Source organism: Yinghuangia sp. YIM S09857 (assembly GCF_051388915.1).
Lineage (GTDB): Bacteria > Actinomycetota > Actinomycetes > Streptomycetales > Streptomycetaceae > Yinghuangia.
Genome location: NZ_JBPKBH010000015.1, coordinates 23,689 through 40,191, shown reverse-complemented (window position 1 = coordinate 40,191; position 16,503 = coordinate 23,689). Strand labels below are relative to the sequence as shown.

Here is a 16,503-nt window from a genome sequence, read left to right as displayed (position 1 = left end):
CCGTTCGGCGCAACCGGCCAGATGATTCCATTCTGGCGAACATTGTTTCACTTCCGGCCGACCGTTTCCCCATGCTAACTTCTGTAACCCTGTTCCACAATGAGGAACAGAGTTGCCGTTTGCGACACAACTTCACTTGAGGTGAACCCATGCCCCACGGACCCCTGCGCGGGGTCACCGTGCTGGACTGCGCCACGCTGTTCGCCGGCCCCCTCGCCGCCACGATCCTCGGGGACTTCGGCGCCGAGGTGATCAAGGTCGAGCACCCGCGCAATCCCGATCCCGCCCGCACCCACGGCCCCGCCAAGGACGGCGTCGGCCTGTGGTGGAAGATGCTGGGTCGCAACAAGCACACCGTGACCGCCGACTTCAGCCGCCCCGGAGGCGCCGCGCTGCTCAGGCGCATGGCGGCCGAAGCGGACGTGCTCATCGAGAACTTCCGCCCCGGCACGCTGGAACGCTGGGGGCTCGGGCCCGACGTCCTGCACGCGGCGAACCCGCGCCTGGTCATCGCGCGCGTCACCGGCTTCGGACAGTTCGGGCCGTACGCCCGCCGCCCGGGATTCGGCACGCTCGCCGAATCCATGAGCGGCTTCGCGGCGATGACCGGTGAACCCGAAGGGCCGCCCACACTCCCGCCGTTCGGTCTCGCGGACGGCGTCGCCGCGCTCACCCTCGCGGGCGCCGTACAGACCGCGCTGTACCACCGCGACGTCCACCACGGGCCCGGGCAGGTGGTCGACCTCGCGATCATCGAACCGCTGCTGACCCTCCTCGGCCCGCAGGCGACGGCGTACGACCAACTCGGCGTCCTGCCGGTACGCACCGGCAACCGATCCACCAACAACGCACCCCGCAACACCTACCGCACCCGGGACGGGAGATGGCTCGCGGTCAGCACCTCCGCCCAGTCCATCGCGGAGCGCGTGATGACCCTCGTAGGGCACCCGGAGGTGACCCGCGAGCCGTGGTTCGCCACCGGAGCGGGCCGCGCCGAGCACGCCGACCTGCTCGACGACCACGTCGGCCGGTGGATTGCCGAACGCGACGCGGCCGAGGTGGTCGCCGCGTTCGAGAAGGCGGAGGCGGCGTGCGCGCCCGTCTACGACATCCGGGACGTGTTCGCGGACGCGCAGTACCGCGCCCTCGACTCGATCACCAGCGTCCAGGACGACGAACTGGGCGCGATACGCATGCAGAACGTGCTCTTCCGGCTCTCCCGGACCCCCGGCGCGATCCGCTGGACCGGCCGCGCACCCGGCGCGGACAACGAGGCGATGTTCACCGAACGCTTCGGCTGCACCGCCGAGGAGCTGTCGGCCCTGCGCGAGGAAGGTGCAATTTGACCACCGCACTGTGGGAACTGGCTTCCAAGGCAGAGGTCTTCGATCTCGCCCAGCCGATGCGGCGCGGCATGCCGCAGTCTCCCAATCACCCTCCGTTCCGCATGCTGCTGGAGCGCCGGCACGGCGACATGGTCCGCAGCGACGGCGGCTCGGCGGCCAACGAGCTGATCGTCACCGGAGGGCACGTCGGCACGCACGTCGACGCGCTCGCGCACGTCTCGCACGACGGCTACGTGTACGGCGGCCGGCCCGCCGCCGAACTCCAGAGCCACGACGGCTTCAGCGCGCTCGGCATCGACGAGTTCACCCCGTTCGTCGGCCGCGCCGTCCACCTCGACGTCGCCCGCCTGCACGGCACGAAGGTCCTGCCGCCGGGACACCGGGTCACGGCCGAGGAACTGGCCGCAGCGGAGGAGGCGGGCGCCCGGATCCACCCCGGCGACGCCGTCCTGATCGGCACCGGTTGGTCCCGCATGTGGGACGACGGCCCCGCCTTCGTCGGCCACGCGGACGGCGTCCCGGGCCCGGACTCCGACGCCGCACGATGGCTGGCCGCCAAGGGCGCCCGCGTGGTCGGCGGCGAGACCATCGCCTTCGAGCACATAGCCGCCGGCCGCGGCCACGCCGAACTGCCCGTCCACCGGATCCTCCTCGTCGAGGAAGGCGTCAACATCGTCGAGACCATGCGCCTGCACGAACTCGCCGACGCCGCGGTCACCGAGTTCCTGCTGATGCTCGCGCCGCTGCCCGTCGTCGGCGCGACGGGCGCCCCGGCCCGCCCCCTCGCGGTGGTGCCCCGTGGCTGATCCCGATCCGGCGGCCACGCCCCTGGTACGACTGCTGGCCCGGTTCGCCGACGACACCCGGCGCGGACCGCTGCCCGAGGCCGTCACCGACGACGTCGTGGGCCGCGTCCTCGACACCGTGGGCAACTGCGTCGCCGCCCTGGAGCTCGACCACCCCGACGAACCCCACCTGGCCGTCCTGCGCGCGAGCCGGCGCGCAGGCGGCGCCCCCGAGGCGTCCGTGCCCGGGTTCGCGGACCGCTTCCCGGCCGACCGCGCCGCGCTGGTCACGGGCACCCTCGCCCACGCACTCGACTTCGACGACACACACCTGCCCTCGGTCCTGCACCCCTCGGCCTCCGTGGTGCCCGCCGCGCTGGCCGCGGGCGAGGCCGCCGGCGCCCGCGGCGCCGACCTGATCGCCGCCGTGGCGGCCGGTGACGAGGTGTGCGTACGCCTCGGACTCGCGTCGTACGACCCGGTGTTGCGCAACTCCGTCTTCTTCGAGAAGGGCTTCCACGCCACGTCGATCTGCGGCACCGTCGGAGCCGCCGTGGCCGCCGGGATACTCTACGGACTCGACTCCGACCGGCTGGCGCACGCCATCGGCATCGCATGCTCGATGGGGTCGGGAGTGATCGAGGCCAACCGCACCGGCGGTACGGTCAAACGCATCCACTGCGGTTGGGCCGCCCACGCCGGGGTCACCGCCGCACAGTTGGCCGCCGAAGGCGTCACCGGACCGCCCACCGCGCTCGAAGGGCGCTTCGGGTTCCTGCGCGCGTTCCTGGACGACGCCTGGGACGCGACGGCGTTGGCCGCCGGTCTGGACCGGATGGACGAGCCCGCAGCGTGGGAACTCCTCCGCACGGTCTACAAGCCCTACCCCTCCAACCACTTCACCCATCCCGGCATCGACTGCGCACTCGCGCTCCGGTCACGGGGACTCGACCCCGACGAGGTGGAGCGCGCGGAACTGGGGGTCGCGGCGGCGCCGTTGCGGACGATCGGCGAGCCGCGCGACCAGAAGGTGCGGCCGACGACGCCCTATCACGCGAAGTTCTCCGGGCCGTACACCGTGGCGTCCGCGCTGCTCGGCGGAGGCGGACTGGGGCTGCACCTGGACGACTTCGCGCCCGCGGCGTTCACGGATCCCCGCCGCTTGGCGTTGGCCGAACGCGTCGCCGTGGTGGCCGATCCGCAGTGCGACGAGGAGTTCCCGCTCGCCTTCAGTGCGGTGCTGCGGGTGCGCTGCCGTGACGGCAGCGTGCTCGAACACCGGGTCCGGTCCTCGCGCGGCGGCCCGGGCAGTCCGCTGAGCCTGGACGACCTGGAGACGAAGTACCGCCTCAACGCCGCACGGGTACTGCCGGACGACGAGGTCACGGCGCTGGCGGCCCGCATCAGGTCGCTGCCGAGCCGAGGGGACCTCGTGGACCTGCTACCGCGAATCCCCGAACCTGCTGCCGGCAAGGGGTAGTTCGACGCGGAACGCCGCCGCGCCGCCAACAGGCGCTTCGGGAGCGGGGGCGCCGCCGCTCCGTCAACGTGCGGTTCGAGGGGACCGCCGCCGCGCCGCCGACGGGCGGTTCGGGGGCGGGATCGCCGCCGCTGCGCCGACCGCCGGCTCGGGGCCGGGACCGCCGCGGCTCCGATGTCCAACGGAGCGGCGGCGGTCCCGGCGTCCGGCTGCCGCCTCCCGGGCTCGCCGGCGGCCGCGTCGCGCCATGTGTCCCGGCGGGTCAGCGCACGCGGACCAGCACGCGGCCCGGCCAATCCGGGCGCGCGTCGGGAGACTCCGCCGGGCACCACCGCCAGGTGGTCACGTCGGTGAGGGTGGTTCCGCCGCGCAGCAGCGATGCGGGTACGGCGGCGGCACAGGCGAACAACGCAGTCGTGCCCTCCGCTTCGCCCGGCCGTCCGCCCCGGAGGACCAGCGGCCCGTGGTCCGGAAGCACGACCGTAGGGACGTTGACCCTGGTACTGGGGCCGCGCGCGTGGTCGCCGTCGTCGGCGGTCCACCGCGGAGTACCGGAGAACCACGCGAGCGCCACCGCCTCGACGTGCGTGCTCGACGCGAAACGCAGCGTGCCCGCGGGGATCCAGGCCAGTTCGCCGGGTGCGTAGACCGTTTCGGACACGGCGAGTTCGCCGTCGACGACGAGGAATTCCTCGCCCACGTCGTAGTGCCCGCGCTCGGGGCGCTGCCAGCCGGGTGGGAAGCGCACCAGGGACAGCGACGACCCGCTTTCGGGATCGAGGGCCAGCCTGGTCATGGCGACCGGCGCCGTGGAGCCGGGGATCAGGTACGGGAACGCGTCCCCGCGGGGGTCCGAAAGCACGATCGGCGGCGCGGTCACGACGTGCCGCCGGAGGCGAGGAGTGCGCGGGCCCGGCGTACGACGGCCTCGTCGACCATGGTTCCGTCGTCGTCGGTCACCACCGCCCGGCCCGAGGCCAGCGCCGCGTCGAAGCGTTCCACGAGGCGCCGCGCGGCCTCGATGCGTGCCCCGGACGGTGTGAAGGCCTCGTGTACCGGGGCGATTTGGCTCGGGTGGATGCAGGCGCGGGACCGATAGCCCATGCGGCGCAGGGCCTCGGAGGATCGGCGCAGGGCGGCCTCGTCACGGTAGTCGGTGCACACCGGGCCCACCGGAGGGCGGATTCCCGCGGCCGCGGAGGCCAGCAGGATCTGCGTGCGTACGCCGACGAGTTCGCGGCCGTCGGCGTCCGGCTCCAGGCCCAGTTGCGCACACAGGTCCGCCTCGCCGAGTTGCAGCTGCACCACTCGCGGTGCCTTGGCGATCCCCGGTGCGGCGAGGACCGCGGCCGCGTCCTCCAGGATGGGTGACAACGACACATGGCCGCGCGGCAGGCCCGCGTCGCGTTCGGCACTGGCCAGGACGTCGTCCACGGCGAAGACGTCGTCGGGGCCGGAGCACTTGGCGAGACACAGTCCCCGAAGTGCCGGGGCCACGACGGCGCGGGCATCGTCGTGGCCGAGCACGCCAGGGTTGGCACGCACCCAGATCTGGATGTCACCGGGCGGCTCCACCGCGGACAGCCAGGCCGCGACGGCCGCACGTGCGGCGTCCTTGCCGGCGGCGGGCACCGCGTCCTCCAGGTCCACGATGACCGCGTCGGCACCCCGGGACAGGGCCTTGTCCAGCATCGCGGGGCGGTCTCCGGGCACGTACAGCCAGGAGCGGGGGACGGCGGTCTTCGCGACGGACGACGCCGGACTGTCTGCGACCATGCAAGCCTCCACACGGTGGGCACGCGAGCGGGACGCGGCCCAGGGGAACCGTCGGCGCACGCGGTCACGCGGCCGCGACGGGCGCAGGGCGGCGATGTGGATCACCGCGGACGGCCTGTCAACCCTAGGTCGGCGGATTTCCGACGGTCAAGCAAGGTTTCCCCTTACGTATCGACGTTCCGATCAAAGTCTCCGCGAGTGGCCGTGACCGCTTGGCCGGGTGCGACGCGGGGATACGCGAACCTGTCGTTTCCGACACCTGTCCGACCGTGATCGCCGGTGTTAGCTTTCCATTGGCCGAAACGCCGTTCCGGCGCTCACGAGGAGATTCGATGAACACTAGCGGCAGCCAACCCGCGTATCGGGCATTGGCGTTGCAGTCGCACTGCCACGCGGTCAACGGCCACGGCGAGGCCGAGGCGCGCGCGATGATCCGTACCGCGATCGCGCGCATCGACCGCCAGATCGCCGCGAGCCTGGCCTTCCTGGGCCCCGATGTCCGGCTGGTCGTGCTCCCGGAATACGTGCTCACCGGCTTCCCGGCTGGCGAGCCGGTCGACGCGTGGGCCCGCCAGGCCGCGCTGGCGCCGGACGGGCCGGAGTACGAGTCCCTGGCCGCCGTGGCCGCCGCGCACGGCGTGTACCTGGCGGTGAGCGCGTACGAGACCGACCCGCACTTTCCCGGCCTGTACTTCCAGGCGAGCACCGTGCACAGCCCGGGCGGGGAATGCGTCCTGCGGTACCGGCGCCTGCATTCGCTGTACTCGCCGACGCCGTACGACGTGTGGGAGAAGTACCTGGACGTGCACGGCGCGGACGCCGTGCTGCCGGTCGCCAGGACGCCCATCGGAGCCCTCGCCGCGATCGCGTCCGAGGAGATCCTCTACCCCGAACTCGCCCGAGCGCTGGCGCTGCGCGGCGCCGAGGTGTTCGTGCACTCGTCGGCCGAGGCCGGGAGTCCGCGGGCGACCCCGAAGGACGTCGCCAAGGTCGCCCGCGCCGTGGAGAACATGGCGTACGTGGTCTCCGCGAACACGGGAGGCCACAGCGGCGCGGGCGTCCCGTCCGCGTCCACCGACGGCCTGTCCAAGATCGTCGGCTTCACCGGCCAGGTCCTCGCCGAGGCCGGCCCGGGCGAATCCATGGTCGCCAACGCCGAGATCGACCTGCTCGCGCTGCGCCGCCACAGGACACGGCCGGGCATGGGAAACCTGCTCGCCCGCGTCAAGACCGGCCTGTGGGCCGAGGAGTACGCCCGCCACGACGTCGAACGAACCCACGATTTGAACGGCCGTATACCTGAGCGGAGTTACTTCGCCGAACGGCACGCCGAGGCGTTGGCGCGACTCCGGTCCGCCGAGGTGATCGGCTGATGCGCGCACACGATCCGCGCGCCGACTCACCGCCGGTACGCGCCGGCGCAAACGATCTGCCGGCCGACGCACCGTCGGTGTGCCCTGCCCCCTTGGACCCGGCGGTGCCGGTGCCGGATCCCCGCACCGGCCGTCCCTCGCATGTGCTCTCTGCTCCGACGGCCGCGGGACTCGACGCCGTCTGCGCGGACCTGCGGAACGCCCAACGCGCGTGGGAGCTCGCCGGAGCCGGCCACCGGGCGACGGTGCTGACGGACTTCGCCGACGCCCTGGACCGCCACGGTGACGCCGTCGTCGCGGCGCTGCTGGCGGACACCGGCCGACTCCTGGAGTCGCGCCTCGAACTGGACATCACCGTGGCGGCATTGCGGCGCTGGGCCGCCCAGGCGCCCACGCTCCTCGCGGTGGGCGCCGAACGCGCCTCCGAGATCCCCTGGATCGGCATCCGGCCCGCATACCGCCCGTACGAACTCGTCGGCGTCATCAGCCCGTGGAACTTCCCGCTCCTCCTCGGCCTGATCGACACGATCCCCGCGGTCGCCGCGGGATCCGCGGTGGTCCTGAAACCCAGCGAGGTGACACCGCGCTTCGTCGCCCCGCTGCTCGCCGCGCTCGCCGACGTTCCGGAACTCGCGGCGGTGCTCGCCGTCGTCGAGGGCGGCGCCGGGACGGGAGCCGCGGTCGTGGACCGCGTCGATCTCGTGGCCTTCACGGGCAGCGTCCCGACCGGGCGCGCGGTGGCGCGCGCGGCAGCCGAACGGCTGATCCCGGTCTGCCTGGAACTCGGCGGGAAGGACCCGGCGATCGTCGGCCGGGACGCGGACCTGGACCACGCGTCCTCCGCCATCCTGTGGGGCGGTACCGCGAACGCCGGGCAGTCGTGCCTGTCGATCGAGCGGGTGTACGTCCACACCGACCGGCACCGCGAGTTCGTGGACCTGCTCGCCGACAAGGCGTCCCGCGTCGGACTCGCCCACCCCCACCCGGAGCACGGCGGCCTGGGCCCGATCATCGATCCGGCCCAAGTGCGGGTCATGGAAGCGCACTTGACGGACGCCTACCGGCAGGGCGCCACGGCGGTCACCGGCGGCACGCTGGAAAGGATCGACGGAGGAACCTACTTGCGCCCCACCGTCCTCACCGGCGTGCATCACGGCATGCGCGTGATGACCGAGGAGACCTTCGGACCGATCCTGCCGGTGATGCCGTTCGCCACCGTCGACGAGGCGGTCGCCCTCGCCGACGACTCGCCGTACGGGCTGTCCGCCGCGGTGTTCGACGCGACTCCCGAGGCGGCCGCCGCGATCGGGGCGCGTCTGTCCGCCGGTGCCGTGAGCCTCAACGACGCGGCCCTGACCGCGGTCATGCACGAAGGCGAGAAGAACGCCTTCAAACAGTCCGGCATCGGCGGTTCACGCATGGGCCCGGCTTCCATCGAGAGGTTCGTACGCCGCCAGTCCCTCCTGGTCCACCACGGCCGCGTCGCGGACCCGTGGTGGCACCGCATCTGACCGACCACCGCACACGAGCCGGAAGGAACCGCAGCACCATGGGAATTCGCGAGGAGATGGCCACGCTGGCCCGCCACGAAGGGGAATGGGAAGGGACGTACACCTACATTGACGAGGACGGCACGGTGACCGACCGGCACCATGCCCACCTGTCGTGCGCGTTCCCCTCGGACGGCGAGCATCCGTACGTGCAGACGAACCGCTACCGCTGGGACGACGGCCGCTACGAGGAGTTCCGGTTCCCGGCCGCGTACCGGGACGGGCGCATCTGGTTCGACACCGAGCGCATGACCGGATACGCCTGGGACGTGGACGCGAAGATCACCGTGCTCACGTGGACGTACAAGAACGACCCGTCCGGCTATCTCTACGAGATGATCCACCTGTCCGAGGACGGCAACTCCCGTTGCCGTACATGGCACTTCATCCAGGACGGTCGCTGCACCCGGCGGGTCGTGATCAACGAGACGCGCAAACGCGACTGATCACGCCGTGTCGCGGCATGCAACAGCGGCGGGCCCGGGAACGAAAGCCGTTCCCGGGCTCGCCGTCGGCCTGTCGGCCGCGTCCCGCGGTCACTGGTAGGTGGGGTCCTCCCACGGGCCGATGCTGCGCGAGCGCACCGGCTCGACGAAGCGCGGGCCGACCGTGTGCGCGTAATCCGGGCCCCAGTTGGTCGCGTCGCCCTCCATGACTATGCGCGCGTTGTCCGTGTACCAGTCGACCAGATCGCTGTCCGAACGCACGATCCACGTGCAGCCCTGCTCGGCGTCCGCGGTGAAGTCGCCGTGCCGGACGAGGGCGGGCCGCCAGAAGTAGGTGCCGGGCCACATCTTGCCGAAGTTGTAGTCGAACGCCCCGTCCAGGCAGTACGCCTCCTCACTGCACGGGTGGTGCGCGAGCGGCACCTCGCGCCATCCGGGCTTGGCCTTGATCAGGCGCGTGTAGAAGCCGGTCTTCTCGTCGCGGTGCAGCATCTTGATGTACAGCCCGGGCACCGGGGTGCCGCCCAGGTCGAAGCGCATCGGGCTGCCGTCCTTGACGTCGATCCACGGCATCGCCGCGCTGTCGACGACCACGAACCTCTGGTCCTCCCGGACGCCGGGCCGGTCGGCGTCGGCGAGGTCGAACGACCAGTCGCCGTACTCGCGGAAGAGGAGGATCTCGGTGCCTTCGGCCACCGTGATCGGCGGGGTGAGGACCCCCGCGGGAGCCATCCAGAATCCCCCCGACGCGAGCACGGTCTCGCCCACGACGACCTGGCCGGAGAGCACGTACCACTCGGTCTCGGCGTGGTGCACCCCGGCCGGGCGGGACCACGCGCCGGTGAACCGCACCTTGAGCGATGCCGAGCCGTCCTCCTCGTCGTAACTGAGGTTGCGCTGTTCCGCGGTACCGGTCGCGTGGGCGAACTCCGCGGTGTGCCAGATGAGATCGCGTTCGTCGATGAGCTCTACATGCGGACGCATGGCGCCTCCTGGAGGATGATTGTTTCCGATTCAGAATGTAGCTGTTATTAATTACCAGGACAACATGTATCGTCAACTCTCGTGACCAGACCCGGACGCCCGGCAGGGCCCGCCTCCGACACCGCGACCGTCGTCCTGACCGCCGCACTCGACCTGTTGCTCACCGAGGGCGCGGCCGCACTGACCCCGCAGCGCCTGCACACCGCCACCGGGGTGTCGCGCTCGACGATCTACCGCCACTGGCCGGCCCCGAGCGACGTGCTGTCCGCACTCATCGACGTCGCCCCGCTGCGCGTCCACGCCCCGACCGGCGACGTCGTCGCGGACCTGCACAGCGAAGTCGACCTGCTGTGCGACCGCCTGCGCGACAAACCGGTCGGCGGGTTCCTCCGCGCGCTCATCGCCGCGGCGTCCCTCGACCCGTCCGCGGCGGACCTGCGCCGCCGGTACGTCGAGGACCTCCTCGCGCCGTTCCACACCGCGCTGTCCGGCGCGGACCTCCCCCGGGCCGACCGTGACGACGCGGTGGCCGCGGTGGCCGCCCCGCTACTGGTCGACGCTCTGCTCCTCGACCGTCCCCCCAACCGCGACCGTGCGCACCAGGCGGTCGACGAAGTCCTGGAAAGGCTCCCGCGCCCATGACCAACACCGTCGGCCCGCGCGCCGTGTTCGGCGTCGTCGTGCCCAGCACCAACACCGTCGTCGAGCACGACTACTGGAAGGCGGGGGTGCGGGGGATCGCGTACCGGACCGGCTCGATGTACATCCCGAGTCCCGGCATACGCGACGACGCCGACTTCGAGGCGCTGCTGGGCCAGATCAGGGCGTCCATCGACACCGCCGTCCGAGACGTCCTGACCGCGGAACCGGAGCGGCTGGTCATGGGGATGTCCGCCGAGACGTTCTGGGGCGGAGTGGAGGGCAACGTGGCCTTCGAGCGGCGGCTGCGCAACCGGACCGGGCTGCCGGTCACCACCGGCGCCAGTTCGTGCAAGGCGGCACTCGAAACGCTGGGATGCCGCCGGATCGCGGTTTTCTCCCCCTACCAGCCGATCGCCGACCGCGAAGTGGGGCGCTACTTCGCCGAGGCGGGGTTCGACGTCGCTGCCGTCACCGGGCTCCGCTGCCCCACGGCAATGGACATCGCGAGGGTACCCGACGAGCGACTGCGCGAGGTCGTCGCCGAGATCGACGGCCCCGACGTCGAGGCCATCGTGCAGGTCGGGACCAACCTGTCCTTCGTCGAACTGGCGGGGACCCTGGAACGCGAACTCGACAAGCCGGTCGTGGCCATCAACAGCGCCACCTTGTGGCACGCCCTGCGCGAGCACGGGTTCGACGACCAACTACCCGATGCGGGAAGGCTTTTGCGCGAGTACTGAGGGCCGAAAAGGCACGCCGCCGCCCCCAGGCGGCAGACGCGGCCACGACGCCGCGCACGGAACGACGCGGGAGTGCCCCGGCGCGTGGCGCGCCGATGACCCGTCGCCACACGAAGGCCGTTGTGGGCCCCGCCCGTTGGGTCCACACCGGCCTTTCGCGGTTCCGGCATCTCCGACGGCAACCGCCAACGAGTCCTTGCTTGCCACATGTATCCAATAGTAGAACTGTGTTTCCTACTAGAGAACAATTGATGTGACTGTGGAGTCGGCGCCGGCCCGCCGCCTCCGAGGAAGGCGGTCGGCGTCATGGATCATCCCGCCGGAAGTCCCACCAGCCCCGCCCCCACGACGACCGACCCGTTCCCCCGGGGTACGGCGACGCCTTTCACGCCGACCCGGCCGCCCCGACTCGATGCGGTGGTCCGCGACGCGGCGGCTGTGGGAGCCGGTCTGCTGCTGGGCGCCTGCGTCCTGTTGGTGGACGCGATGGGAGGCGTCGTCGGCATGCCGGGCAAGGCTGTCCGCTATGTCTTCCTGACCACAGTGTGTCTGGCCTGGGCCGCGGCTTGGGCTTCGGGGTGCTGGGTCGCGCGCGGGCACGCCGCGGACCGGGTCTACGGCATCGCCGGCGCGCTGGCGTGCGGCCTGATTCTGGCGGCCGCGTTCGTTCCGTCCGGCGTGGCGATGGGTGTGGTGGCCTGTGCGGCGGGCGTACCGGCCGGTGTCGCGGCGCGGGCTCGCCGACGGACGGCACGCGGCTCCGGCGCGGCGACCGCGTCCGGTGTCGCGGCGCTGTGGTTCGGCGTGGCCGTCGCGGGAGTGGTGTGCGGGCGACTGGCCTTCCACCCCGACAACGCCCTGGCGCTGTGCGGCGCATTGGCCATGGCCCTCCATCTGCCTCTCGTCCTGCACCGTCCGGCGCGGACGGCCGGGCCGACTGCCGGAGCGCGCAGCGGCGTCGGCGCGGCCGAACGTGCCGGGGCCGAACACGCGCCGGCGGAACGAGCCCGGGCCGAACGTCCGGACGGCAGCGCGGCCATCGTCCTCGCCGGGGCGTCGTTCGCGGTTGTCGGGGCCGTGGTGGTGTTCCTCGATTTGCTGTTGTTCCGCTGGACGGTGCTGGGCGCCGGACCGGCGTACCGCCTTGCGGCCGGGGCCGGTGCCGCGGCGCTGGTCGTCGGCGTCGCGGAAGCAGCCTTGCGGAAGCGGCGCTCCGCGGCCACAGGCCCCGCGCTCGGCAGGTCTGTCCCCTGTCTCCTGCTCGCGTCCGCAACCGGCGTGGTCCTGGTCTGCACGGCGCCCGGCGGATGGACCATCGTGGCGGGCCTGGGAGTTGCCGCCGCGTGCGCAGGTCTCGCCGCCGCCGGAACTCCGTTGCCCCGTCCGGACGGCGGGTCCCGCGCCCCGGTGCTCGTGTCGGCCGTGTTCGCCGGCGCGCTCGCCGCCGTCGCCTGGCGCTGGGGATGGGGACGCGTCCTGTCCCGGGACGACGCCTCCGTGTTGCTGGCCGTGCCCGTCGGCATCCTGGCCGTCGCCGCCGTCCGCCCCCCGCGCACGCGGCGGTTCCGCGGTCCGCGGCCAGCGGTGGCCGCATCCGCAGCGGGTCTCGCGGCACTGGCGGCCGTGGGAGCGTTCGGCTTCCCGGCCCACCAGGCGCACGCCGCGGAGACGGCGGCCGTCGAGGTCACGGCGTCCACCGGGCTGGTGCCGGGGCAGAAGGTCACCGTCAGCGGCACGGGATTCCAGCCGGGCCTGCGCGCGGTCGCGGTCGGGCAGTGCTCGGAGGGCTACACCGGTCCCCAGCATTGCGATCTGGGGGCCGGTGCCACATTCGTCAACATCGACGCGGACGGCAGGTTGCCCGAGGTCGTCCTCACGATGGTCACGTCGGTCCACGGTGTCGACTGCCTGACGCGGCAATGCGTCATCGGGGTCGGTCCGTTGCCCGGCACCAATCCCCAGCCGCTCGTCGACGCGAACACCGTCGACGTGCGCATCGGTTTCGTCGGCGGGACGGTCGTCGGCGACGAGCAGCCGCGAGCGCAGAGCACCAACCCGGCCGGCGCGGGGACAGGCGGCTCCGCGGAGGGTCCGAGCACCGGCGTATGGATCGGGACGATGGTCTTCCTCGGGCTCTGTCTGGGCGCCGCCGTGTGGGACCGACGCGTTCCGCCCACACGCGCCGCGGCGATGGACGCGGACGGCTGACGACCTGCCGGCCCGGCGGACACGGCGGGCACGGCGATGCGCACACGGCGTCCGGGGGTGGTGCGGCGCCGCGCACCGCACCACCCCGCGGCGGGTTCAGGTCCGTGTGGCGGCCCGGCGACGCATCATCCACACCCCTGCTCCGGCGGCGACCAGGACGACGGCGCCGCCGCCCAGCNGTGTGTGCGCCACCCACCACCCCCCCCCCCCGCGGCGGGTTCAGGTCCGTGTGGCGGCCCGGCGACGCATCATCCACACCCCTGCTCCGGCGGCGACCAGGACGACGGCGCCGCCGCCCAGCGCGATCGGCAGCACGGTGCCGTCGGAGTCGTCGTCTCCGGCGGCACCGTCGGCGCCCTCGGCACCGTCGGCGGCGGACTCCAGGGTCAACAGCGGGGCGGGGTTGACCGGCTCACACGCCACGCTGATCGGGCGAGGCTGCCGTTGCACGTCGACGACGAGTTTCCCGGGCGTGACGACGGTCTGTCCGTCCGCCCCGACGGTCGCCGTGCCGGTCATCTCGCCGAGCGGCAGGGGGGATCCGGCGGGCACCGCCGCGTTCGTCCGCGGACCGGACAACTGGACCGTGGCCGTGGTCGCGCCGGACAGGACCAGAACGGCGCTGACCTGGATCGAGTTCGCGTCGTACGCGACCGGCCCGGCAAGTTGCGCGACCGGTTCGGCCTTCCAGGCGAACGTCACGGTCTCGCCCGCCCCGGGGTTGGCCGGTGATGCGGTCAGGGACAACGCCACCACGGCTTTGGTGGCACCGGCGACCGGCACCTGGCAGGTGTACTCGACCCCGGCGTCCACCGCGTGGGCGGCGCCCGGGGCGGCGAAGGCCGCGGCCAGGCCCAGCGGGACGGAGGCGGCAAGGGTACGCGTGGCTCTCATTGATTACTCCTGATCTCGGTGGTGCGGTCGGGTCGGACTGCGCTCGCAACGAGGCGGCGTACGAACGCCACGAGGAGTCGGGCGATGAGGAGGCCGGGGCGGCCCCACCCGAGCACGCGGAAAACCGGCCGCCCCCAAGGACGTTCAACGACCACGGGCCGGAACACGACGGGCACGGCGACGCCGTGGATGTCGGCTTCGCGGACCGGCTCCCTCAATGTTTCCCTCTTGATAACTATGTTTCCTCAACCGTCGCCACAGTGAACTGCCTGACTGTGCCCGCGTCAAGGCTGGAGAGAGGGCACGTTCCTGCCGGCCTCCGAAAAATTCGAGGTGTCGCAGGGTCTTCCATTCGACTCCCACAGGGATACTCTGTTACGCACAACGAAACATGACTCGCGTCACGCTCGTCCGTCGACGGCCGCCTCGGGCGGCCGCCTGTCTCCAGGGAGCGCTCGTGAACGTCACCGCCACACCGCGCAGATTCATCGCCCGCGGCGCGCTCGCGCTCAGCGCGAGCATCGCGCTGCAACTCGGCGTCACCGCACCGTCCGCGTCGGCGGCGCCGACTGTCACCAAGGTCGAGAACACCGTCGAAGTACGCTGCGCGGCCTTCATCTACCACCGCAGCAGCGACTGGTACTTCCCGGCGGGCACCCCCAAGGGCACCGTCTGGCTCCAGCACGGGTTCAGCCGCAGCAACAACCAACTCGACGACCTCGCACGGCGATACGCCGAGGCGGGATTCGTGGTCTTCGCGCCGACCCTGCCGTCGGCCGACCTGTTCGGGTGCACCGTTTCCAACCTCGGCAACAACACCGCCTTCCTCGACAACGTCGCCGATCTGTTCGGCAAGTCCGCCGACCCCGGGGACAAACTCGGCCGCAGCTTCGCCGACGCGCGCGCCGAGGCCGGCAGGCCGGGGCTCGCACTGCCGCAAAACCTGGTGTTCGTCGGCCACTCCGCCGGCGCCGAGGCGGTCTCGTACGCCGCCAACCGGCTCCGCACGAACTACCCGTCGGCGTTCGCGCGCCTGCGCGGACTGGTCCTGCTGGACCCCGTCAACTCGTTCATCGGGCTGAACATGGCCAACGCCCTGAACGGCCTCAACACCACCGACAAGCCGATCCTCGCGGTGTCGTCACCGCCGTACCTCGCCAACGGCAACGCGTCCGGAACCGTCGAACTGACCACCGACGTGCACCGGCCGTTCCTCGGCGTGCGCCTCACCAGCGGCAGCCACTGCGACGCCGAAGGCGCCAGCACCGACGCCCTGTGCACGCTGCCGAACGGCGCCCCGCAACCGGCGAACGTCACGGTGCTCCAAACCCTGGCCGTGAACTGGGCGTCCGACTTCGTCCAGGGCACGACGTCCCCCGCCTACCGCCCCGGCGGCACGTATCTGGAGCCGCTGCGCGCGTCGGGCGTCGTGCAGTACCTCAGCGGCACCTGACAGGCGGCACCCGACAGCCGTTATCCGACAGGGGCCCCTGACAGCGGCCCCTGACAGCGGCACCCGACAGCACCTGCCGAACGACACGACCCCGAGGAGCCACGCCACATCATGGGCGCCCACACGCACGGCTGGTGGATCCTGCTCCATCTGCTGCTGTTCGTCTTCTGGCTCGGCGGCGACCTCGGCGTCTACGTCTCCAGTCGCCACATCCTCAAGCCGGAGCTGGGCGTCGAGGCCCGGGCCACCGCACTGCGCATCATGCTCGGCCTCGACCTCGGCCCCCGGGTCTGCCTGGTGCTGTTCCTGCCGAGCGGTGTCACCCTCATGGCGCTGGAGCCGCACGGGGCCACCGTGTTCCGCTGGTGGACCGTCACCGCCACGTGGACCGTCGCCGCACTGTGGCTGTGGGCCACGGTCCAGGACCACCACCATCCGGGACGGTACCGGTTCGTGCCGCTCGTCGACCGGGTCATCCGCGTAGCCGTGACGGTGGGCATGTTCGGGGCCGGGCTCTACACCCTTGCCGCCGACGAGCCCTTCGGGGTCACGACGAACCCGCGGTGGCTGGGCGCGAAGGTCATGCTGTACGCCGCTGCCATCGCCTGCGGGCTGGGCATCCGCCGCACCTTGCGCGGATTCGGTCCCGCATTCGCGACACTGTCCGCCGAGGGCACGTCGCCCGAGGTGGAGCGGCGGTTGCGCAAGGCGGTCGACGGCTGCCTGCCGTACGTGTTCGGCATCTGGGGCTCCGTCCTGGCAGCCGCCGCACTCGGTGTACTGAAACCGGGCGCCGATCTGTGAACCGCCGCACGCGATGAGGGCG

The 16,503-nt window shown here is 72.0% G+C and carries 15 protein-coding genes; 11 read left to right on the top strand and 4 right to left on the bottom strand.

The genetic code is table 11. The features are described 5' to 3' along the window. Positions 1–149 precede the first annotated feature (149 nt). Genes ACRX5S_RS27725 through ACRX5S_RS27715 form a run of 3 tightly spaced genes read left to right on the top strand, consistent with a single transcriptional unit; the run spans position 150 to position 3,611 of the window. A complete protein-coding gene (locus ACRX5S_RS27725) occupies positions 150–1,346 on the top strand; it encodes a CaiB/BaiF CoA transferase family protein (protein WP_436775846.1) in 1,197 nt (398 codons plus the stop codon). Beyond that, complete coding sequence (locus ACRX5S_RS27720) at positions 1,343–2,152, top strand: cyclase family protein (RefSeq protein WP_436775845.1); 810 nt, start codon at positions 1,343–1,345, stop codon at positions 2,150–2,152. Before ACRX5S_RS27725 ends, ACRX5S_RS27720 begins: the two co-directional genes overlap by 4 nt. Next, complete coding sequence (locus ACRX5S_RS27715; RefSeq protein WP_436775844.1) at positions 2,145–3,611, top strand: MmgE/PrpD family protein; 1,467 nt, start codon at positions 2,145–2,147, stop codon at positions 3,609–3,611. Before ACRX5S_RS27720 ends, ACRX5S_RS27715 begins: the two co-directional genes overlap by 8 nt. A 262-nt stretch (positions 3,612–3,873) precedes the next feature. Here ACRX5S_RS27715 and ACRX5S_RS27710 read toward each other — a convergent pair whose 3' ends face one another. Together ACRX5S_RS27710 and ACRX5S_RS27705 are read right to left on the bottom strand one after the other, a co-directional pair. Next, positions 3,874–4,491 (bottom strand): hypothetical protein, encoded by a 618-nt coding sequence (locus tag ACRX5S_RS27710; protein ID WP_436775843.1) that lies wholly within the window; start codon positions 4,489–4,491, stop codon positions 3,874–3,876. After that, positions 4,488–5,387, bottom strand: coding sequence for an HpcH/HpaI aldolase/citrate lyase family protein (locus ACRX5S_RS27705; RefSeq protein ID WP_436775842.1), 900 nt, complete (start codon positions 5,385–5,387; stop codon positions 4,488–4,490). Before ACRX5S_RS27705 ends, ACRX5S_RS27710 begins: the two co-directional genes overlap by 4 nt. 332 nt (positions 5,388–5,719) lie before the next feature. Here ACRX5S_RS27705 and ACRX5S_RS27700 point away from each other — a divergent pair, with 332 nt between their 5' ends. Genes ACRX5S_RS27700 through ACRX5S_RS27690 form a run of 3 tightly spaced genes read left to right on the top strand, consistent with a single transcriptional unit; the run spans position 5,720 to position 8,756 of the window. Continuing rightward, positions 5,720–6,760 (top strand): nitrilase-related carbon-nitrogen hydrolase, encoded by a 1,041-nt coding sequence (locus tag ACRX5S_RS27700; RefSeq protein WP_436775841.1) that lies wholly within the window; start codon positions 5,720–5,722, stop codon positions 6,758–6,760. Then, positions 6,760–8,271 (top strand): aldehyde dehydrogenase family protein, encoded by a 1,512-nt coding sequence (locus ACRX5S_RS27695; RefSeq protein ID WP_436775840.1) that lies wholly within the window; start codon positions 6,760–6,762, stop codon positions 8,269–8,271. The genes ACRX5S_RS27700 and ACRX5S_RS27695 overlap by 1 nt, the downstream gene beginning before the upstream one ends. 38 nt (positions 8,272–8,309) lie before the next feature. After that, positions 8,310–8,756 (top strand): hypothetical protein, encoded by a 447-nt coding sequence (locus ACRX5S_RS27690; RefSeq protein ID WP_436775839.1) that lies wholly within the window; start codon positions 8,310–8,312, stop codon positions 8,754–8,756. Positions 8,757–8,846: 90 nt separating this feature from the next. Here ACRX5S_RS27690 and ACRX5S_RS27685 read toward each other — a convergent pair whose 3' ends face one another. Then, positions 8,847–9,740, bottom strand: coding sequence for a DUF4437 domain-containing protein (locus tag ACRX5S_RS27685; RefSeq protein ID WP_436775838.1), 894 nt, complete (start codon positions 9,738–9,740; stop codon positions 8,847–8,849). An 81-nt stretch (positions 9,741–9,821) separates the two neighbouring features. Between ACRX5S_RS27685 and ACRX5S_RS27680 the strand changes: the two genes are divergently transcribed. The 3 genes from ACRX5S_RS27680 (at position 9,822) to ACRX5S_RS27670 (ending at position 13,330) form a co-directional block, all read left to right on the top strand. Next, positions 9,822–10,382, top strand: coding sequence for a TetR/AcrR family transcriptional regulator C-terminal ligand-binding domain-containing protein (locus tag ACRX5S_RS27680; RefSeq protein WP_436775837.1), 561 nt, complete (start codon positions 9,822–9,824; stop codon positions 10,380–10,382). Continuing rightward, positions 10,379–11,122 carry a maleate cis-trans isomerase family protein gene (locus ACRX5S_RS27675; RefSeq protein WP_436775836.1) on the top strand — a complete coding sequence of 248 codons (744 nt, stop codon included), beginning with the start codon at positions 10,379–10,381 and terminating at the stop codon, positions 11,120–11,122. The genes ACRX5S_RS27680 and ACRX5S_RS27675 overlap by 4 nt, the downstream gene beginning before the upstream one ends. 306 nt (positions 11,123–11,428) lie before the next feature. Beyond that, entirely contained in the window at positions 11,429–13,330 is a 1,902-nt protein-coding gene (locus tag ACRX5S_RS27670) for a neocarzinostatin apoprotein domain-containing protein (protein ID WP_436775835.1), read from the top strand. A gap of 219 nt (positions 13,331–13,549) precedes the next feature. Here ACRX5S_RS27670 and ACRX5S_RS27665 read toward each other — a convergent pair whose 3' ends face one another. Next, on the bottom strand, positions 13,550–14,224 hold the full coding sequence (locus ACRX5S_RS27665) for a hypothetical protein (RefSeq protein ID WP_436775834.1): 675 nt from the start codon (positions 14,222–14,224) through the stop codon (positions 13,550–13,552). A 457-nt stretch (positions 14,225–14,681) separates the two neighbouring features. Here ACRX5S_RS27665 and ACRX5S_RS27660 point away from each other — a divergent pair, with 457 nt between their 5' ends. Next, positions 14,682–15,677, top strand: a complete 996-nt coding sequence (locus tag ACRX5S_RS27660) for an alpha/beta hydrolase (protein WP_436775833.1) — start codon at positions 14,682–14,684, stop codon at positions 15,675–15,677. A gap of 111 nt (positions 15,678–15,788) precedes the next feature. Further along, positions 15,789–16,481, top strand: a complete 693-nt coding sequence (locus ACRX5S_RS27655) for a hypothetical protein (protein WP_436775832.1) — start codon at positions 15,789–15,791, stop codon at positions 16,479–16,481. Positions 16,482–16,503 lie beyond the last annotated feature (22 nt).

Bases quoted from the DNA above. Each gene is read 5' to 3' on its own strand.
- ACRX5S_RS27725 (WP_436775846.1), top strand. From the start codon at position 150: ATGCCCCACGGACCCCTGCGCGGGGTCACCGTGCTGGACTGCGCCACG.
- ACRX5S_RS27705 (WP_436775842.1), bottom strand. From the start codon at position 5,387: ATGGTCGCAGACAGTCCGGCGTCGTCCGTCGCGAAGACCGCCGTCCCC.
- ACRX5S_RS27700 (WP_436775841.1), top strand. From the start codon at position 5,720: ATGAACACTAGCGGCAGCCAACCCGCGTATCGGGCATTGGCGTTGCAG.
- ACRX5S_RS27695 (WP_436775840.1), top strand. From the start codon at position 6,760: ATGCGCGCACACGATCCGCGCGCCGACTCACCGCCGGTACGCGCCGGC.
- ACRX5S_RS27690 (WP_436775839.1), top strand. From the start codon at position 8,310: ATGGGAATTCGCGAGGAGATGGCCACGCTGGCCCGCCACGAAGGGGAA.
- ACRX5S_RS27685 (WP_436775838.1), bottom strand. From the start codon at position 9,740: ATGCGTCCGCATGTAGAGCTCATCGACGAACGCGATCTCATCTGGCAC.
- ACRX5S_RS27675 (WP_436775836.1), top strand. From the start codon at position 10,379: ATGACCAACACCGTCGGCCCGCGCGCCGTGTTCGGCGTCGTCGTGCCC.
- ACRX5S_RS27670 (WP_436775835.1), top strand. From the start codon at position 11,429: ATGGATCATCCCGCCGGAAGTCCCACCAGCCCCGCCCCCACGACGACC.
- ACRX5S_RS27665 (WP_436775834.1), bottom strand. From the start codon at position 14,224: ATGAGAGCCACGCGTACCCTTGCCGCCTCCGTCCCGCTGGGCCTGGCC.
- ACRX5S_RS27655 (WP_436775832.1), top strand. From the start codon at position 15,789: ATGGGCGCCCACACGCACGGCTGGTGGATCCTGCTCCATCTGCTGCTG.